Genomic DNA, 17581 nt, shown 5'->3' on the forward strand with positions numbered 1-17581 from the left:
CAATAAGAATAGCCATCCGTTAAAAGATGGTTATTCTTATTTCAGAAAAAAGTATATTTTATTTGCGTTGACGCACAGCTTCGAACAGGCAAATACCGGTCGCGACGGAAACGTTCAATGAAGAAACGGTTCCAGCCATTGGGATGCTAATCAGCTCATCGCAATGTTCACGAGTCAGACGACGCATACCTTCCCCTTCAGCGCCCATCACCAGCGCCATTGGGCCAGTCATTTTGCTCTGGAACAAGGTGTGGTCTGCTTCACCCGCGGTACCGACGATCCAAACGTTCGATTCCTGCAATAAACGCATAGTTCGAGCCAGGTTGGTCACACTGATAAGCGGAACATGCTCAGCGGCACCACAGGCTACTTTCTTGGCAGTGGCGTTCAGTTGTGCAGAGCGATCTTTCGGTACGATAACCGCGTGCACGCCGGCAGCATCTGCGCTACGGAGGCAGGCACCGAGGTTGTGAGGGTCGGTAACGCCATCCAGAATCAGCAAGAATGGCTGTTCAAGACCTGCAAGCAGGTCCGGAATATCATTTTCCTGATACTGACGACCCGGTTTCACGCGAGCAATAATGCCCTGGTGCACAGCGCCTTCAGATTTTTCATCCAACCATTGGCGGTTTGCCATTTGAACCGGCACACCCTGGGCTTCCAGCGCATGAATTAAAGGCATCAGACGTTTGTCTTCACGGCCTTTAAGAATAAAGACTTCCCGAAAACGCTGGGGGGCGTTATCAAGTAGCGCCTGGACGGCGTGAATGCCGTAAATCATTTCACTCATTACTGTTACTCTTTTCAGGTGCTGATGCACCAGTGTTAATTTGCTCGTAAATGTCGGATGTCGCTTACGCTAATCCGACCTACGAAAAGCAGTGTCAGGGTGGATAAACGAAGAACCATCCACCCTTTCAAGGCTAGCTCGGCTGCTTTTTCGCTGCCCGCTTAGCTTTCGTGGCTGCCGCTATCTTACGAGTTTTATCCGATGGCGTTTTTGGTTTCTTCACCTTCGGTTCGGCGCTTTTCTCGATTTTTTTGTCGGCTTTCGCTTTCTTCGGCTTCGCAGGGCCTTTCTCTTTACGGAAAGCACTGTCTGACTCGAAGTTTCCGCGTTTGCCAGCTTGACGACGTTTCGGTCCGTTGCCGTTAGCGCCTCTTTTCGCTTTGTCTTTCTCAGTTTTACCCGCACCTCGAGGTACTCGAGTACTAGAGAGCAAAGCAAAATCAATCTTGCGCTCGTCCATATGAACGGCTTCAACGCGCACTTCTACACGGTCACCCAGGCGATAAGTCTGACCGCCGGATTCACCAATCAGGCGCTGCCCAACCTGGTCGAAGCGATAGTAGTCGTTATCAAGAGTAGAAACGTGTACCAGGCCATCGATAAACAGATCCGTCAGTCGGACAAAGAAGCCAAAACCGGTGACGCTTGCGATGATGCCAGTGAAAGTATTACCGACCTGATCCTGCATAAAGTCGCATTTCAGCCAGTCGGCAACGTCGCGTGTGGCTTCATCGGCACGGCGTTCAGCCATGGAACAATGCTGGCCAAGTTGCAGCATCTCTTCCATGTCATAGTGCCAGCCGCCAGACTCGGTGCTGTTGCCCTTATGGCCCTGCTCTTTCGCCAGCAGATACTTGATTGCACGGTGTAACAACAAGTCCGGATAGCGGCGAATAGGCGAAGTAAAGTGCGCATAAGATTGCAGCGCAAGGCCAAAGTGACCACGGTTTTCTGGATCGTAAACCGCCTGCTTCATGGAGCGCAGCAGCATAGTTTGCAGCATTTCATGATCCGGACGATCGGCAATCGAGTTCAGCAGTTCTGCGTAATCACGCGGTTCAGGCTTCTGCCCGCCCGGTAATTCCAGACCCAGTTCAGCCAGCACAGAACGGAACGAGGTGATCGCTTCGTTGGTTGGACGATCGTGGTCGCGGAACAGTGACGGTTCGTTATGTTTTTCAACAAAGCGAGCGGCTGCAATGTTCGCGAGGATCATGCACTCTTCGATTAGCTTGTGCGCATCGTTACGTACAGTTTGCTCAACGCGCTCGATGCGGCGTTCAGCGTTGAAGATAAACTTCGCCTCTTCACTTTCAAACGAGATGCCACCACGCTCGGCGCGAGAAACATCCAGCACTTTATACAGGTTATGCAGCTCTTCGATGTGCTTAACCAGCGGCGCATACTGCTCACGAAGTTCCTGATCGCCCTGCAACATATGCCACACTTTGGTGTAGGTCAGACGCGCATGGGAACTCATTACCGCTTCGTAGAATTTAAAGCCTGTCAGGCGACCCGTTGCAGATATAGTCATTTCGCAGACCATACACAGACGGTCAACCTGTGGATTGAGCGAGCACAGGCCGTTGGACAGCACTTCCGGCAGCATTGGGATAACCTGCGACGGGAAGTAAACTGACGTGCCGCGGTTACGCGCTTCTTTATCCAGTGCGGTTGGCGGGCGAACGTAATAACTCACGTCAGCAATCGCAACCCACAAACGCCAGCCGCCGCCACGTTTTTTCTCACAGAATACGGCGTCATCGAAGTCACGCGCATCTTCACCATCAATGGTCATGAGTGGCAGATCACGCAAATCTACGCGGCCAACTTTGGCCTCTTCTGGCACTTGCTCCTTCAGGGAAGCAACCTGGGTTTCAACTTCTGGTGGCCAGATATAAGGGATTTCGTGGGTGCGCAGCGCCATATCGACGGCCATGCCGGTGCCCATGTTGTCGCCAAGAAGCTCAACAATTTTACCAACCGCTTTGGTCCGGCGAGTTGGACGTTGGGTGAGTTCAACCACTACCACAAAGCCCATACGTGCACCCATTACCCCTTCTGGTGGGATAAGGATATCGAAGCTCAGACGGCTGTCGTCTGGCACCACGAAACTGATACCAGCATCGGTAAAGTAGCGGCCAACAATTTGCCCAGTTCTTGGCTCCAGCACACGCACAATTCGCGCTTCGCGACGGCCTTTACGGTCGGCACCCAGCGGTTGCGCCAGTACGATGTCGCCATGCATACACATTTTCATCTGTTCAGATGAAAGGTAGAGATCGTCTTTACGACCTTCTACGCGCAGGAAGCCAAAGCCATCGCGATGACCAATAACTTTGCCTTTGAGCAAATCAAGACGTTCTGGAAGGGCATAGCACTGGCGACGGGTAAAGACCAACTGTCCATCGCGTTCCATGGCTCGCAAACGGCGACGCAGCGCTTCAAGTTGTTCTTCACCAGTAATATTTAGTTCTTCAGCCAGTTCGTCACGATTGGCTGGTTTTTCACGTTTGGAGAGATGAGCGAGAATAAACTCCCGGCTTGGGATCGGGTTTTCGTATTTTTCGGCTTCTCGTTCCTGAAAAGGATCTTTTGACATTGCGGTTCCTCCGTTGTCATTTGCTGAGGAAATCGTGATTTATTCCACCAGCAATAATTTGTAGAGCGGTTGGTTTTGGTCCACCAAATCGGCCAGCGTGTGCTTATCCAGCTCTGTTAGAAAGCTTTGCACCGCCTGAGCCAGTGCCTGTTTGAGGCGACATGCGGGGGTAATATGACAAAACTCACTGCTACAGTTCACCAAAGATAGCGGTTCCAGCTCGCGCACCACATCACCCACACGAATTGTTTGCGCAGGTTTGCCGAGGCGAATACCACCGTTTTTGCCGCGCACTGCCGTCACATAGCCCGCGCGACTGAGTTGATTGATGATTTTCACCATGTGGTTACGTGATACTCCGTACACTTCTGTTACCTCAGAAATGCTCGTCATTTTGCCTTCTGGCAAAGACGCCATATAAATCAAAGCACGTAAACCGTAATCAGTAAAACTCGTTAACTGCACATCAACCTCTAGGGTGGGAGGGGAAACGCTTAATAGCTGTAAATACTATACCCTAAATAATTCGGGTTGCAGCCAGGCGGCCAGCTCAAGAATCCCCGAGAGCTTACTTAAGTAAGTGACTGGGGTGAGTGAGTGCAGCCAACGCCGCTGCAACATGAAGTATGACGGGTATAGATTGATGATAAACCAGCCATAAGGTTGCCAGCTAATTTATTTAATAGGGGAAGGTAGATAAAACGGCAGGATAAAACAGTTGGGGTGCGCTAAGCACACCCCATCACATCATTATGCGTCGAACGGATCACGCAGAATCATGGTTTCAGAACGGTCTGGACCGGTAGAAATAATGTCTACTGGTACTTCAGTCAGTTCTTCAATGCGCTTGATGTAGTCCAGCGCTGCTTGCGGCAAACCACTACGCTCTTTCACGCCGAAGGTCGTTTCGGACCAGCCTGGCATGGTTTCGTAGATTGGTTCGATACCTTCCCAATCGTCAGCAGCCATTGGAGTGGTAGTCACTTCACGGCCATCTGGCAGACGGTAGCCTACGCACAGTTTAACTTCTTTCAAGCCGTCCAGTACGTCCAGCTTGGTCAGGCAGAAACCTGACAGGGAGTTAATCTGCACTGCACGACGCACAGCAACGATATCCAACCAACCAGTACGACGACGACGACCAGTGGTCGCACCGAACTCGTTACCTTGTTTGCACAGGAACTCGCCGATATCATCAAACAGTTCAGTTGGGAACGGACCTGCGCCAACGCGAGTAGAGTACGCTTTGATAATACCCAGAACGTAATCAACATAACGTGGACCAATGCCGGAACCTGTTGCCACGCCACCCGCGGTGGTGTTGGAAGAGGTCACGTACGGATAGGTACCGTGGTCGATGTCCAGCAGTGTGCCTTGAGCACCTTCGAACATGATGAAGTCGCCGCGCTTACGTGCCTGATCCAACAGATCGGACACATCAACGACCATGCTGGTCAGAATGTCAGCAACAGCCATGACATCATCCAGAACTTTCTGGTAGTCAACCGCTTCAACTTTATAGAAGTTAACCAGTTGGAAGTTATGGTATTCCAGAACTTCTTTCAGTTTGTCGGCAAAGGTGGCTTTGTCGAACAGGTCGCCAACGCGCAGGCCACGACGGGCCACTTTGTCTTCATACGCAGGACCGATACCACGACCGGTAGTACCGATAGCTTTAGCACCGCGCGCTTTCTCACGAGCCACATCCAGCGCTACGTGATAATCAAGGATCAGCGGACATGCTTCAGATAACAGCAGTCGCTCACGTACCGGAATCCCACGGTCTTCCAGCTCTTTCATCTCTTTCATCAGTGCAGCAGGAGACAGCACAACGCCATTACCGATGATGCTGGTAACGTTATCACGCAGAATACCTGATGGAATAAGATGAAGAACGGTTTTTTCACCGTTGATTACGAGAGTATGGCCTGCGTTGTGACCGCCCTGGTAGCGCACAACATATTTAGCCCGTTCAGTCAGAAGATCTACGATCTTTCCTTTACCTTCGTCACCCCATTGGGTGCCCAGTACGACGACGTTGTTACCCATTTTTCAAAATCACCGTTTGCTTAAAAAAGGATTCTACCATCGGTTTCCCCGATGATCAGCCCTTTTAGTATACAAAATGGTAATCAGCCACCTCAACGTGGCTTAACCACCGCTTCGACTCAACATGTAGTAGACAACGACACCTGCAACCACTAGTCCGCCGCCAAAACGACGCAGCGTGTTATCGGGTAATTGGATTAAAGCGGCTATCATACGACGCCACATACGCGGATAAAGCATTGGTCCGAGTCCTTCGAGCACTAATACCAGTGCTAATGCCATCCAGATTGTCGAATTCATAATTTCCTCTAACACCCATAAAAAAAGAGCCGGTCAGACCGGCTCTTGATAGATAACTTGCGAATATTAACGTGAACTGTTCGCTGGTGTTTTCATGTAGCGGAAGAAATCGCTATCCGGGCTTAACACCATAACGTCCTGACCAGAATTGAAGCTCGCCTCGTAAGCACGCAGGCTACGAATGAAGGCATAGAAATCTGGATCCTGGCTGAATGCGTCAGCAAACAGTTTGGCAGCTTCTGCATCACCTTCACCACGGCTGATTCGGCCCATACGCTCGGCTTCTGCCAGAGTACGAGTCACTTCGTAGTCGGCGGTAGCGCGCAGCTTCTCAGCTTCTTCCTGACCTTGTGAACGGTGGCGACGAGCAACCGCTTCACGCTCAGCGCGCATACGGTTGTAGATTGCCTCAGACACTTCAGCTGGCAGGTTGATCTGCTTGATACGCACATCGACCACTTCAATACCCAGCGCTGCCATACTGTTCGGGTTAACCACTGGCACTTTACCTTTGGTTTCCGCCGTTACACGCGCAGCTGCTGAGGCAATCGCATCATCCGCAGCAGGTGTTGACACTTCATCGTCAGTACCTGCAGAACCTGAGTTCAGCGCATCACGAACGTCCAGAGTCAGACGACCGCGAGAATCGGTCACGATGTCTTTCACATCAAGACGACCAATTTCAGAACGCAGACGGTCACTGAACTTACGTTTTAACAGCACTTCAGCTTGAGAAACGTCACCACCACCGGTTGCCAGGTAGTAGCGGCTGAAATCACTGATACGCCATTTGATATAGGAATCGACAATCAGGTCTTTCTTCTCTTTGGTTACAAAGCGATCGGCTTGGTTATCCATAGTCTGAATACGTGCATCAAGGGTTTTAACCGACTCGATAAACGGTACTTTGAAATGCAGACCTGGTTCGTAGACCACCGGCTTGTTTTCGTCATCACGCAACACTTTACCGAAGCGTAACGTAATTCCGCGCTCACCTTCCTGTACCACGAAGACCGAGGTAAACAGCACTACCAGCACGATGATAATTAAAGCAATGACTGACTTACGCATCGTTATTCACTCCCTACGCGCTGGTTATCAGTGCGCTGTGCGTCGGCACGGCGCTGATCCATGATATCGCCCCGGCTTGACGAGGACGGTGTGCTGGCGCTACCGCTGCTTGAGCTGGATGCAGGTGGCAGACGCAACAAGCTGTTCGCACCACTAGTATCGCTCTTCGCCGCAGGCTGTGAACCACCTTTAAGCATCTGATCCAGAGGAAGAACCATCAGGTTACCGCCTTTGTCGTTAACCAGAACTTTACGGGTATGGCTAAGCACTTTTTCCATGGTTTCGATATACAGACGCTCACGGGTAATTTCCGGCGCAGCCTTGTATTCCGGCAACAATCTGGCAAAGCGAGCAACCTCACCCTGAGCTTCTAACACAGTCTGTGTTTTATAAGCGCGAGCTTCTTCGAGAATACGCTGCGCCTGACCGTTAGCACGCGGCTGAACTTCGTTGGTATACGCTTCTGCTTCACGGATGTATTGCTGTTCGTTTTCACGCGCAGAAATCGCATCATCAAATGCAGCCTTCACCTCTTCCGGCGGACGAGCAGCCTGGAAGTTGACGTCCAGCAGGGTAATACCCATGTTGTACGGGCGAATGGTTTCTTCCAGTTCGCGCTGAGTATCGTTACGAATAATGGTACGACCCTCAGTGAGGATCTTATCCATGGTGTATTTACCAATAACACCACGCAATGCACTGTCGGTTGCCTGACGCAGGCTATCGTCTGCGCTGGTTACGCTAAACAGATAACGACGCGGATCGGTAACACGGTACTGGACGTTCATCTCGACGCGAACGACGTTCTCATCGGAAGTCAGCATCACACCGGAAGCAGCCAATTCACGTACTGCCTCAACGTTTACCGCTCTGACACTATCAATGAATGTCGGTTTCCAGTTCAGGCCCGGCTCAACCAAATGACTGAATTGACCAAAACGAGTTACAACACCACGTTCAGCTTCTTTAATGGTGTAGAACCCAGTCGCTGCCCAAATAACAACAGCCACGGCGGCAACGATGCCAACCATGCGGCCACCAATATGAGGACGTGGAAGTTGCGAAGAACCACCACCAGAACCGGAACCGCCGCCTTTACCGCCGCCCAGACCACCAAGTTTCTTACTTAATTTTCGGAAGATATCATCCAGATCAGGTGGCCCCTGATCCCGCCCTCCTTTGTTACCCCCAGAGTCGCCGCCAGGTTTGCTGCTTCCCCACGGGTCGCGGTCCTGTCCGTTATTACCGGGCTGATTCCACGCCATGTTTATGCTCCATATTTGTTGTGCGGTGATATCCCCCGAAGGGGAAAAAGTCTTCAGGACATTCCCTTGACTGGCTAGACAATATAGTCAGCGAGTGCCGGTTCTTGTTTACAGAGGCGACGCCAGTCAACAATAGGCATACGAATTTGTAAGCCAACACTGCCGTCTTCCTCCATCCACTCTTTTTCTATTGCCTGAAGCTGATAAAACCGGCTCCGAAGTCGCCCAGCCTGGGGGGGTAAGCACAACGTATGCTGTGCAATTTCACCAGATAAACGCTCTGTCAAAGCCTGGAAAAGCAGTGGAATACCGTCTCCGGTCTGGGCAGAAAGCCAGACCCGAATCGGCATATTTTCATCATCTCTGTCGATACGTGGAACGAAATCATCCAACATATCTATCTTATTCATCACCAGGAGCGTTGGAATTTCATCAGCCTCAATCTCTTCGAGAACGGTATCTACCGCGGCAATGTTTTCCTCAATCCTGAGGTCGCTTGCATCAATGACATGTAATAACAGTGTCGCCTGACGAGTTTCCTGCAAGGTTGCCTTGAACGCCGCCACTAAATCGTGTGGCAGATGACGAATAAAACCTACTGTATCGGCCAGTATGGTTTCACCAACATCCGTAACGTTAATACGACGTAATGTTGGATCAAGTGTGGCAAACAACTTATCTGCAGCATAAACGCCAGCTGCAGTTATCTGATTAAACAGGGTAGATTTGCCGGCGTTGGTGTAGCCCACCAGAGATACGGTCGGGATATCAGCCTTGGCACGCGATCTTCGCCCTTGCTCACGCTGTTTTTCGACTCGTTCTAAGCGACCAAGGATCTGCATAATCCGATTGCGCAGCAAACGACGGTCGGTTTCGAGCTGAGTTTCCCCAGGGCCTCGTGAACCAATCCCCCCTCCCTGACGCTCAAGGTGGGTCCAGCCGCGCACAAGTCGAGTTGCCATGTGACGTAACTGAGCCAGTTCAACCTGCAACTTACCTTCATGGGTACGCGCACGTTGAGCAAAAATATCTAAAATCAGGCCGGTTCTGTCGACGACACGACATTCACACAGCGCTTCGAGGTTACGCTCCTGAGCTGGAGACAACGCATGATCAAATAAAACGACCGATGCCCCAGTGGCTTTCACTGCATCGGCAATTTCAATTGCCTTACCTTCACCAACAAAATACTTCGGGTGAGGAGCTTTACGGCTACCAGTAACCACCTGCAATGCTTCGACACCGGCTGAAGAGACCAGAGATTCAAATTCCTCTAGATCTTCCATGTCTTTGTCTTGCGAAAAATAGATGTGTACTAGTACCGCATGCTCACCGGCATCATAACGGTCAAACAAGCGTATAACCTCTCTAAAAGACCAGCGGGGAACCCATCATCCCTGGTTCCCCGTCTTGGAAAAACAACGTTATGCCTTATTCAGCTTCTTCGTTGTCTTGTTGTGGCGCAGAACCTTGCGCGCTGCCGCCATGGTGATAGCTGCCAGAACCGCTAGTACCGGTGTTATTGCTGTGATGAGATACCGGACGTGACGGAACAACAGTTGAAATCGCGTGCTTATAGACCATCTGGCTGACCGTGTTTTTCAACAGGATCACAAACTGATCAAAAGACTCAATCTGCCCTTGCAGCTTAATACCATTCACCAAATAAATAGAAACTGGAACACGTTCGCGACGCAGTGCGTTCAAGAACGGATCTTGTAATGATTGCCCCTTAGCCATTCTATCTTTTCCTTATATGCTTGTTGTTTGTAACTCAAGAACCCTGAGGCTCTGAAAAACTGCGTAAGATACTGCGCACCATAACGATTCAATTGTACACATTCATTGGTGCTTCGCACTAACAACCTGTACTACATCGTTATAAGATTGAGACGGATTCTCACTGTCTAGCCAGTGAACACCTTCCCAACCTCTTAACCAGGTCATTTGGCGCTTAGCCAATTGTCTCGTCGCGCAAATACCACGATAAACCATTTCATCATGCGGAATTTCACCTGCCAGATAAGACCACATCTGCCGGTAACCCACACAACGAATGGAAGGCATGTCCGTATGCAAATCACCACGGGCAAAAAGAGCCCGTACTTCAGCTTCAAATCCAGAAGCTAACATCTGATGAAAACGCTGCTCAATTCGTTGATGGAGCAGTTCACGGCTCGCCGGGGCGATGGCGAACTGATGCACCTGGTAAGGCAGAGCTTCTCCTGACGTTTTCGTCAGTTCCGTTAAAGTTTTACCCGAAATGAAAAAAACTTCCAGTGCGCGGGAAAGCCTTTGTGGATCATTTGGATGAATACGTGCAGCGGCGACAGGATCAACCTGTGCTAACTCACGATGCAACGCCTCCCATCCTTGCTCTGCAGCCTGTTTTTCTATCCGATCCCGAACTTCCGGATCGGCAGATGGCAACGGTGACAAACCTTCTAACAATGCCTTGAAGTAGAGCATCGTTCCCCCAACTAACAAGGGGATACGCCCGGCTGCGGTAATGTCTGCCATTTCAGCCAACGCATCGCGCCGGAAATCTGCGGCTGAATAAGCCTGTGCCGGGTCGAGAATGTCGAGTAACCGATGCGGAGCCTGAGCCAGTTCTTCGGCAGTAGGCTTCGCTGTACCAATATCCATTCCTTGATAGATAAGGGCCGAATCGACGCTTATCAACTCTACCGGCAACGTTTTACGCAAATTAATGGCCAACGCTGTCTTACCTGAGGCCGTCGGCCCCATCAGAAAAATTGCCTGTGGCAGGCTTTGCTTAACTTCAGTCATGTTTCAGGGCGTTCATCGCCAATTGTAAATCAACAGGTTGTAACAAACCGCCAGGTGGTGATTTCACCAGCTGCGGACAAAGGCGCTCTACATCAGCCAGCAAGGCAATTGCCTGTGCCAGATTCCATTGTTCATGAAAGCCGTCCATTTGACGAGCAAACCATTGAGCAATCTGTGTTGCGTTAACCTCTGTCTGTTGCGCCAGGTATCCTGGCAGTTCGTGAATCAAGATTTGTAAATTTTGTTTACGTAAAGGTAAAGGTACGGTGCGAATTGTTATCTGACGCGACTCTGCGACAAATTCGATGCCCATTTCCAATAAAAGCGACTGATATTTAACCAGAACGTCCTGTTCTTCTTTCGTCACTTTCAGGCGTACAGGGATCAGCAATGGTTGTGCCCGCGCACCTTCACTACCTGGTACTAACTGCGCCATTTTCAACCAGCGTTCAGCCACGGTTAATGAAAGCAGCATAATTTTGCCGTCGCGTTCCAGCAATGCCATGTCTGGTGCAAGCACCGTCAGTACACGGCCAAAACTTTGTGCGTGGGCGTCTAATACTTCGTTGGTTTCAGGTTCAGCTGCACGATTTTTTGGCGTTGGGGAAGCTTGTGTATTCAGAAGCTCGCGATACAGCGCCCCTTCTTTCTTCTGGAAACCTGGTGCCGCATGAGGCCATAGAGGTGTGTTTTTGCTGGCACCGCCGCTGCTATATTCACCACCATTTGGCGAAGAACTGCGAGGCGATGATTCGCGAACAACAGAAGAAGTGGATGCAGGTGTTGAAAACTGGTTACGTCCAGATGCAACGCGGTTTTCCGGCTGCCAGCGCTGTTGCGGTTCTTCGGCTGTCTCTTCCAGTGGCAAACGGTTTTCTGTCTGCTGTTGCAGCACGCTCAACACGCCCTGATAGATAAAGTCATGCACCAGACGCGACTGATGGAACCGCACTTCGTGTTTGGCAGGATGCACATTCACATCCACCTGATGCGGATCGATCTCCAGATAGAGTACAAATGCAGGCTGCTGATCGGCTCCGAGCTTATCTTCACACGCCTGGCGAATGGCGTGATTTATCAAGCGGTCACGCATCATGCGGCCATTGACATAACAATATTGAATCTCTGCCAGTGCCGAAGTCGTCGCACTTGGTTCAGCCACCCACCCACGTAAAGCAAGATCGCCGTGCTGCCATTCAATGGACAGAGCTTGTTCGAGGAACGGCGTGCCGCAAATCGAGCCAAGACGGCGTTCACGAGGCGCACCTTCTGCGACCGCACGATACTGGCGAATCACTTTGCCGTTGTGCGTCAGGTTTATCGACACATCAAAACGTGCCAGCGCAATACGCCTGACAATCTCATCAATATGGTTGAATTCGGTTTTTTCAGTGCGCATGAATTTGCGTCGGGCAGGTGTGTTGTAAAACAGATCCAACACTTCAAGCGTGGTTCCGACTGGATGCGCTGCGGGCTTCACCGTCACATCTTGTTCACGGCCTTCGGCATAGGCTTGCCAGGCCTCACTTTGATCGGCGGTACGTGACGTTAACGTCAGACGGGCAACTGAGCTAATACTGGCTAACGCTTCGCCACGAAAACCAAGGCTGATAATCGCCTCAAGGTCATCAAGTGAAGCAATTTTACTGGTGGCATGGCGAGCCAACGCAAGCGCCAGCTCGTCTTTTTTGATACCGCAGCCGTTGTCACGAATACGAATAAGCTTGGCACCACCGCGTTCGATATCAATATCAATACGAGTAGCGCCAGCATCCAGACTGTTCTCAACCAGCTCCTTCACCACCGATGCGGGGCGCTCTACCACTTCGCCAGCAGCAATCTGGTTGGCAAGTTGCGGCGGCAGAACCTGAATCGGCATGAAATTTCCTTATTGAGTAATCGCAACCTGATCGAGACCCGCACCTTGCGAACGTGCGGTTTGCCCCGGGGCAGGTGCTGATTGTAACGGATGCGTCTGGAAATAGTCCCTCAAACCTTGATAAATGGCCTGGGCAATTTTTTGCTGATAGTCATCGCTATCAAGCAGGCGCTCTTCCGAGTTGTTACTGATAAACCCGGTTTCCACTAGCACAGAAGGGATATCTGGTGAGCGCAATACGCCAAGGCTTGCATGCTCAGGGCGACGCTTGTGTAACGCGCCGACACGTTGCATTTGAGCCAGCACTTTTGTCGCCACATCATACCCGACACGCTGGGAATGGCCGAACTGCAAATCCAGTACCGCCTGGCTCAGATACGGGTCAGCCTGGCTATTGGCCAGTACATCGCCCGCACCACCCAGCAACTCGGATTGCTTCTCGTGTTGTTCGAGCCAGCCAGCCATTTCGCTATTTGCACGGCGGTTTGACAGCACCCAGACGGATGCTCCGGTCGCATCGCGGTTTGGTGCAGCATCCGCATGAATGGAAACCAGAATATTGGCGTTCTGTTTACGCGCCACATCCGAGCGCCCCATCACCGAAATGAAATAGTCGCCATCACGGGTCAGCACGCCTTTAAACATCGGGTCATCATTGAGCAAGGAACGCAGTTTACGGGCAATAGAAATAGTGACGTTTTTCTCTTTCGTCCCACCTGGACCAATCGCACCCGGGTCTTGTCCACCATGTCCAGCATCAATCGCCACAACCACGGTATCGGATTGAGTTGTGGTGCGTTGAGTTCGCGCAGGATGCATCGCCGTATTCGAACTGACTGCGCCAGTAACGGTTTGTGGGTTAAACGGATTTTTTGCCGGTTCTGTCGGGCGGGTAACTGGCGGGGCCTCCACGCGTTTGGCAACAACCGGTGGTGGAGGCGGCGGCGGCACATCGGCGTTAATGGTAAACACAACCGTGTAATTAGAACCATTTTGCTGTTTCACCGCGCGAGTTTTGCCGGGCTCAGTGAGATCAACCACCAGGCGTAAGGAATCGCTGTCTTTCGGTTGCCCTGAACGAATGCTTTTCACCAGGTTATTTCCACTGAACAACAGAGGTAAACCGCGAATCACACCGGTTTGTTTGATATCCAGAGCAACGCTTTTTTTGTCATCCTGAGAAAAGGCATACTCAGGATCACCAATAAAACTAAAGGTGATTCGCGCCTGAGAATCACCATTTGATACCTGAATATCCGCTAAACTCGCGGCACCCGACTGTGCCGTAAGCAACAGTAAGCACGCCGCCATCAACCAACTTTTCACGCGAACGATCATCCCGTCATCCTTGTTATTTGGCAAACCGCGCCAGTAACGACTCACCAGATGAGGAAACTGCTTTCAGGCACGCCTCGCGCCCTTCGGCCTGGTAACTTAGGTGTATTTCGACATCCGGTTCCGGCAGCACACCCTGGCCTTTTTGCGGCCATTCCACCAGACTAATTGCGTCATTGGTAAAATAGTCACGAATTCCCATAAATTCGAGTTCTTCTGGATCAGCAAGGCGATAGAGATCAAAGTGATACACCATCAAATCGCCAAGTTCATACGGTTCAACCAACGTGTAAGTTGGGCTCTTAACATTGCCTTTATGGCCCAACGCTTGAACAAAACCACGGCTGAATGTCGTCTTGCCCGCACCCAGGTCACCATACAGATGAATCACGGTGGCACCGATACAGGCTTTTGCCAGACGCGCACCCAATTCTAAGGTCGCAGTTTCATCAGGTAATGCGATAACTCGATTAATCATTTTCTTTGCTATTCAAATCCGGGTTAACAAAAGGGTACATCGTCGAGAATAAGTCGCTTGCTAACATGCCGCGTGTACCGAAGCGCTGAGCAAGCACATCAGCAGCAGCGCCATGTACAACACATCCGGCACATGCCGCATCATACGAGGTTAACTTCTGTGCCAGCAATGCTCCGATGATTCCGGATAGCACATCCCCCATACCGCCGCTTCCCATCCCGGCATTTCCCACATCAATGAGTGAGCATTCGCCGTTTTGGCTGGCAACAACCGTACCGGCACCTTTTAAGACCACAATTCCGCCATAACGTTTTACAAGACGGTCTGCGGAAAGTAAGCGGTCACTCTCAATTTGTGATACTGCGCAATTTAACAGCCGGGCGGCTTCTCCCGGATGCGGTGTAATAACGCGATTCTGACGTTTATCGGGATTGATTGCCAGAAGGTTGAGCGCATCTGCATCCCACAGCATCGGTTTACGGCAGTTCTCTACTTTTTCCAGGGCTTTTTTGCCCCATTCATGCATCCCAAGCCCGGGACCAATAACCACCACATCTGCCCATTCGAGACATTCATCAAGTGAATTTGATGTGAGTTCCTGAACCATCAGTTCAGGTCGGGCGGTAATAAGCGGTGCAATATTTTCTGAACGAGTTAAAACCTTGACCAACCCCGCTCCAGCGCGTAGCGCAGCCTCTCCGGTCATGCGAATGGCACCCGCAGTCCCATGGTCGCCACCTATAATCACCAAACGCCCGTTCGTACCTTTGTGTGAGGTCGGCTTGCGTGGCGGCAACCAGCCAACTAACTGCGCACTGTCCACGCGAGTTATCGGCGCAGTCTGCCCATTCAGCCAGGCTTCAAGACCCAAAGCATGAAAATGCAGTTTGCCCACGACATCGCGAGCTTTTCCGGTCAGAAGCCCGGGTTTAAGGGCGATAAAGGTGATGGTGTGGGAAGCGTTGATCACAGCGCCAGGTGTTGCACCGGTTTCTGCAAGCAAGCCGGAAGGGATATCCAGCGCGACGACAGGTGCCGCATGCTGATTGCACTTTTCTATCAGCTGCGCGGCAACATCTCGGGGAGCACTGTTAAGTCCGGTGCCAAGTACGCCGTCAATCACAAGATCGATATCGTCTGCCCAGACATGTTCTGGCGCATGAATCACACCTGCTGCATCCAGCCAGGCATCACGTGCGTAAGCGGCTTCTTCAGGCAAAGGCTTGTCGCTTTCGATCGCCAGTAAAGTGACGCGAATACCGGCAGCCTGCGCAAGTCGCGCGACGACATAACCATCGCCGCCGTTGTTGCCATGCCCGCACACAACAAGCCAGTGTTGGGTTAGTGGATAGAGTTCGCGGGCAAGATTAAATGCCGCAGCCCCTGCCCGCTGCATCAATTCGTATAGCGTTAACCCTAAGTAATCTGCCGCGTGTTTCTCAGCGGTGCGCAGCCAGTCTGCGGACCAGACTGAGTGTGGTATACTTTTGGCGGTTATTTTTAGGCTCAGGTCCGTCATGTCACAGCCCCTCGATCTCAATCAATTAGCGCAAAATATCAAGCAGTGGGGTATCGAACTCGGTTTCCAACAAGTTGGCATAACCGATACCGATCTCTCTGCCAGCGAGCCTGCGCTCCAAATGTGGCTGGATAAACAATATCATGGCGAGATGGATTGGATGGCCCGTCACGGCATGATGCGTGCCCGACCACACGAATTGCTGCCGGGCACTTTGCGCGTTATCAGCGTGCGGATGAATTATCTCCCCGCAAATGCGGCTTTTGCTTCCACGCTCAAAAACCCCAAAATTGGTTACATCAGCCGCTACGCCCTTGGCCGTGACTACCACAAACTGCTACGTAATCGGCTCAAAAAACTGGGCGAAATGATCCAGTCCCATTGTTCCACGCTGAATTTTAGACCTTTTGTGGATTCAGCGCCGATTCTTGAACGTCCATTGGCTGAAAAAGCCGGGCTTGGCTGGACAGGTAAGCACTCACTAATCCTCAATCAGGAAGCAGGTTCGTTCTTTTTCCTGGGCGAACTGTTAGTCGATATCCCGCTTCCAATTGATAAACCCATCGAGGAAAAGTGTGGGCGGTGTGTGGCCTGCATGACCATCTGCCCGACTGGCGCGATTGTAGAACCCTACACTGTTGACGCTCGCCGTTGTATTTCTTATCTCACTATTGAACTTGAAGGTGCAATCCCGGAAGAGTTCAGGCCGCTTATCGGCAACCGAATCTACGGTTGCGACGACTGCCAGCTGATTTGCCCGTGGAACCGTTTCTCACAATTAACCACAGAAGACGACTTTAGCCCGCGCAGCAAGTTGCATGCGCCGGAGCTGGCTGAGTTGTTCACCTGGAGTGAAGAATATTTCCTGCGCGTGACAGAAGGTTCGGCGATTCGTCGAATTGGCCATTTACGTTGGCTGCGAAATATTGCCGTGGCATTGGGAAATGCACCGTGGGATGAGGCGATTCTGGAGAAGTTACAGCAACGGAAAGGTGAGCACCCACTTCTTGATGAGCACATTGATTGGGCGATTGCGCAACAATTAATCAAGCGAAGCGCTAATGCAACTGAAGTCCAGCTCCCACAGAAACAGCGCCTGGTCCGTGTGATCGAAAAGGGGTTAAAACGTGATGCGTGACATGTCCACAGGATGTGAATAAAAATTTGAACGCCTTGTCCTGCAAACGAAAAAAAAACTGCAAGCGATCTGCTCAATATTCTAAAATTTTAAAAAAATGATATTAATCAAGTGGTTAAAATATTCTTATAAAATTTAAGAAATAATTAGCGATCTAAGTGAATAGACGAAGGCTGTGGATAAGTCTGTTTACAAGAATTTATCGCGAACGTAAAAACCACCACCGACGCTGGTTAGCGTTGTGGATAATTTGTACTGGATATTAGAATTTGGAGCGGGAAACGAGACTCGAACTCGCGACCCCGACCTTGGCAAGGTCGTGCTCTACCAACTGAGCTATTCCCGCTTGGGTGGTGCGTGGCTTA

Annotated in this window: 15 protein-coding genes and 1 tRNA gene; 1 reads left to right on the plus strand and 15 read right to left on the minus strand. The window is 51.0% G+C overall.

What is annotated here, in order from left to right; genetic code table 11:
• Positions 1–58: 58 nt before the first annotated feature.
• The 14 genes from rlmB to nnr all read right to left on the minus strand — a co-directional run bounded on the left by rlmB (position 59) and on the right by nnr (position 16078).
• Entirely contained in the window at positions 59–790 is a 732-nt protein-coding gene (gene rlmB / locus GC128_RS09580) for a 23S rRNA (guanosine(2251)-2'-O)-methyltransferase RlmB (RefSeq protein WP_151994105.1), read from the minus strand.
• Positions 791–923: 133 nt separating this feature from the next.
• Positions 924–3392 (minus strand): ribonuclease R, encoded by a 2469-nt coding sequence (gene rnr, locus GC128_RS09585; RefSeq protein ID WP_151994106.1) that lies wholly within the window; start codon positions 3390–3392, stop codon positions 924–926.
• Between the two features lie 39 nt (positions 3393–3431).
• Positions 3432–3857 (minus strand): nitric oxide-sensing transcriptional repressor NsrR, encoded by a 426-nt coding sequence (gene nsrR / locus GC128_RS09590; RefSeq protein ID WP_034461180.1) that lies wholly within the window; start codon positions 3855–3857, stop codon positions 3432–3434.
• A 285-nt stretch (positions 3858–4142) separates the two neighbouring features.
• Positions 4143–5441 (minus strand): adenylosuccinate synthase, encoded by a 1299-nt coding sequence (locus tag GC128_RS09595; protein WP_034492792.1) that lies wholly within the window; start codon positions 5439–5441, stop codon positions 4143–4145.
• A 102-nt stretch (positions 5442–5543) separates the two neighbouring features.
• Entirely contained in the window at positions 5544–5741 is a 198-nt protein-coding gene (locus tag GC128_RS09600; protein WP_034461177.1) for a DUF2065 domain-containing protein, read from the minus strand.
• 66 nt (positions 5742–5807) lie between these two features.
• Entirely contained in the window at positions 5808–6812 is a 1005-nt protein-coding gene (gene hflC, locus GC128_RS09605) for a protease modulator HflC (RefSeq protein ID WP_034461175.1), read from the minus strand.
• A gap of 2 nt (positions 6813–6814) precedes the next feature.
• Complete coding sequence (gene hflK / locus GC128_RS09610) at positions 6815–8077, minus strand: FtsH protease activity modulator HflK (RefSeq protein WP_134186262.1); 1263 nt, start codon at positions 8075–8077, stop codon at positions 6815–6817.
• 74 nt (positions 8078–8151) lie between these two features.
• A complete protein-coding gene (gene hflX / locus GC128_RS09615; protein ID WP_151994107.1) occupies positions 8152–9432 on the minus strand; it encodes a ribosome rescue GTPase HflX in 1281 nt (426 codons plus the stop codon).
• A 76-nt stretch (positions 9433–9508) separates the two neighbouring features.
• Entirely contained in the window at positions 9509–9817 is a 309-nt protein-coding gene (hfq, locus tag GC128_RS09620) for an RNA chaperone Hfq (RefSeq protein WP_151994108.1), read from the minus strand.
• Between the two features lie 102 nt (positions 9818–9919).
• Positions 9920–10867: a tRNA (adenosine(37)-N6)-dimethylallyltransferase MiaA gene (miaA, locus tag GC128_RS09625; protein ID WP_151994109.1), complete on the minus strand. Its 948-nt coding sequence runs from the start codon at positions 10865–10867 to the stop codon at positions 9920–9922.
• Positions 10860–12746, minus strand: a complete 1887-nt coding sequence (mutL, locus tag GC128_RS09630) for a DNA mismatch repair endonuclease MutL (protein ID WP_151994110.1) — start codon at positions 12744–12746, stop codon at positions 10860–10862. The genes miaA and mutL overlap by 8 nt, the downstream gene beginning before the upstream one ends.
• 9 nt (positions 12747–12755) lie before the next feature.
• Positions 12756–14084: an N-acetylmuramoyl-L-alanine amidase AmiB gene (gene amiB / locus GC128_RS09635; protein ID WP_151994111.1), complete on the minus strand. Its 1329-nt coding sequence runs from the start codon at positions 14082–14084 to the stop codon at positions 12756–12758.
• Between the two features lie 13 nt (positions 14085–14097).
• The gene (gene tsaE / locus GC128_RS09640; RefSeq protein ID WP_034461161.1) at positions 14098–14559 is read right to left on the minus strand and encodes a tRNA (adenosine(37)-N6)-threonylcarbamoyltransferase complex ATPase subunit type 1 TsaE; all 462 of its coding nucleotides are present in this window, start codon (positions 14557–14559) and stop codon (positions 14098–14100) included.
• Positions 14552–16078, minus strand: a complete 1527-nt coding sequence (nnr, locus tag GC128_RS09645; RefSeq protein WP_151994112.1) for a bifunctional ADP-dependent NAD(P)H-hydrate dehydratase/NAD(P)H-hydrate epimerase — start codon at positions 16076–16078, stop codon at positions 14552–14554. Before nnr ends, tsaE begins: the two co-directional genes overlap by 8 nt.
• On the opposite strand from nnr, the gene queG reads away from it, so the two are divergent.
• Entirely contained in the window at positions 16077–17216 is a 1140-nt protein-coding gene (gene queG, locus GC128_RS09650) for a tRNA epoxyqueuosine(34) reductase QueG (RefSeq protein WP_151994113.1), read from the plus strand. The genes nnr and queG overlap by 2 nt on opposite strands.
• Before the next feature lie 270 nt (positions 17217–17486).
• On the opposite strand, the gene GC128_RS09655 is transcribed toward queG, so the two are convergent.
• A tRNA-Gly gene (locus GC128_RS09655) sits at positions 17487–17562 on the minus strand.
• Positions 17563–17581 lie beyond the last annotated feature (19 nt).

This window comes from Buttiauxella massiliensis (genome assembly GCF_902500225.1).
Lineage (GTDB): Bacteria > Pseudomonadota > Gammaproteobacteria > Enterobacterales > Enterobacteriaceae > Buttiauxella > Buttiauxella massiliensis.

What these genes read in the sequence shown, in the direction of transcription:
- rlmB (WP_151994105.1), bottom strand. Translation starts at nt 790, where the DNA reads ATGAGTGAAATGATTTACGGCATTCACGCCGTCCAGGCGCTACTTGAT.
- rnr (WP_151994106.1), bottom strand. Translation starts at nt 3,392, where the DNA reads ATGTCAAAAGATCCTTTTCAGGAACGAGAAGCCGAAAAATACGAAAAC.
- GC128_RS09595 (WP_034492792.1), bottom strand. Translation starts at nt 5,441, where the DNA reads ATGGGTAACAACGTCGTCGTACTGGGCACCCAATGGGGTGACGAAGGT.
- GC128_RS09600 (WP_034461177.1), bottom strand. Translation starts at nt 5,741, where the DNA reads ATGAATTCGACAATCTGGATGGCATTAGCACTGGTATTAGTGCTCGAA.
- hflC (WP_034461175.1), bottom strand. Translation starts at nt 6,812, where the DNA reads ATGCGTAAGTCAGTCATTGCTTTAATTATCATCGTGCTGGTAGTGCTG.
- hflK (WP_134186262.1), bottom strand. Translation starts at nt 8,077, where the DNA reads ATGGCGTGGAATCAGCCCGGTAATAACGGACAGGACCGCGACCCGTGG.
- hfq (WP_151994108.1), bottom strand. Translation starts at nt 9,817, where the DNA reads ATGGCTAAGGGGCAATCATTACAAGATCCGTTCTTGAACGCACTGCGT.
- miaA (WP_151994109.1), bottom strand. Translation starts at nt 10,867, where the DNA reads ATGACTGAAGTTAAGCAAAGCCTGCCACAGGCAATTTTTCTGATGGGG.
- mutL (WP_151994110.1), bottom strand. Translation starts at nt 12,746, where the DNA reads ATGCCGATTCAGGTTCTGCCGCCGCAACTTGCCAACCAGATTGCTGCT.
- amiB (WP_151994111.1), bottom strand. Translation starts at nt 14,084, where the DNA reads ATGATCGTTCGCGTGAAAAGTTGGTTGATGGCGGCGTGCTTACTGTTG.
- tsaE (WP_034461161.1), bottom strand. Translation starts at nt 14,559, where the DNA reads ATGATTAATCGAGTTATCGCATTACCTGATGAAACTGCGACCTTAGAA.
- queG (WP_151994113.1), top strand. Translation starts at nt 16,077, where the DNA reads ATGTCACAGCCCCTCGATCTCAATCAATTAGCGCAAAATATCAAGCAG.
- nnr (WP_151994112.1), bottom strand. Translation starts at nt 16,078, where the DNA reads ATGACGGACCTGAGCCTAAAAATAACCGCCAAAAGTATACCACACTCA.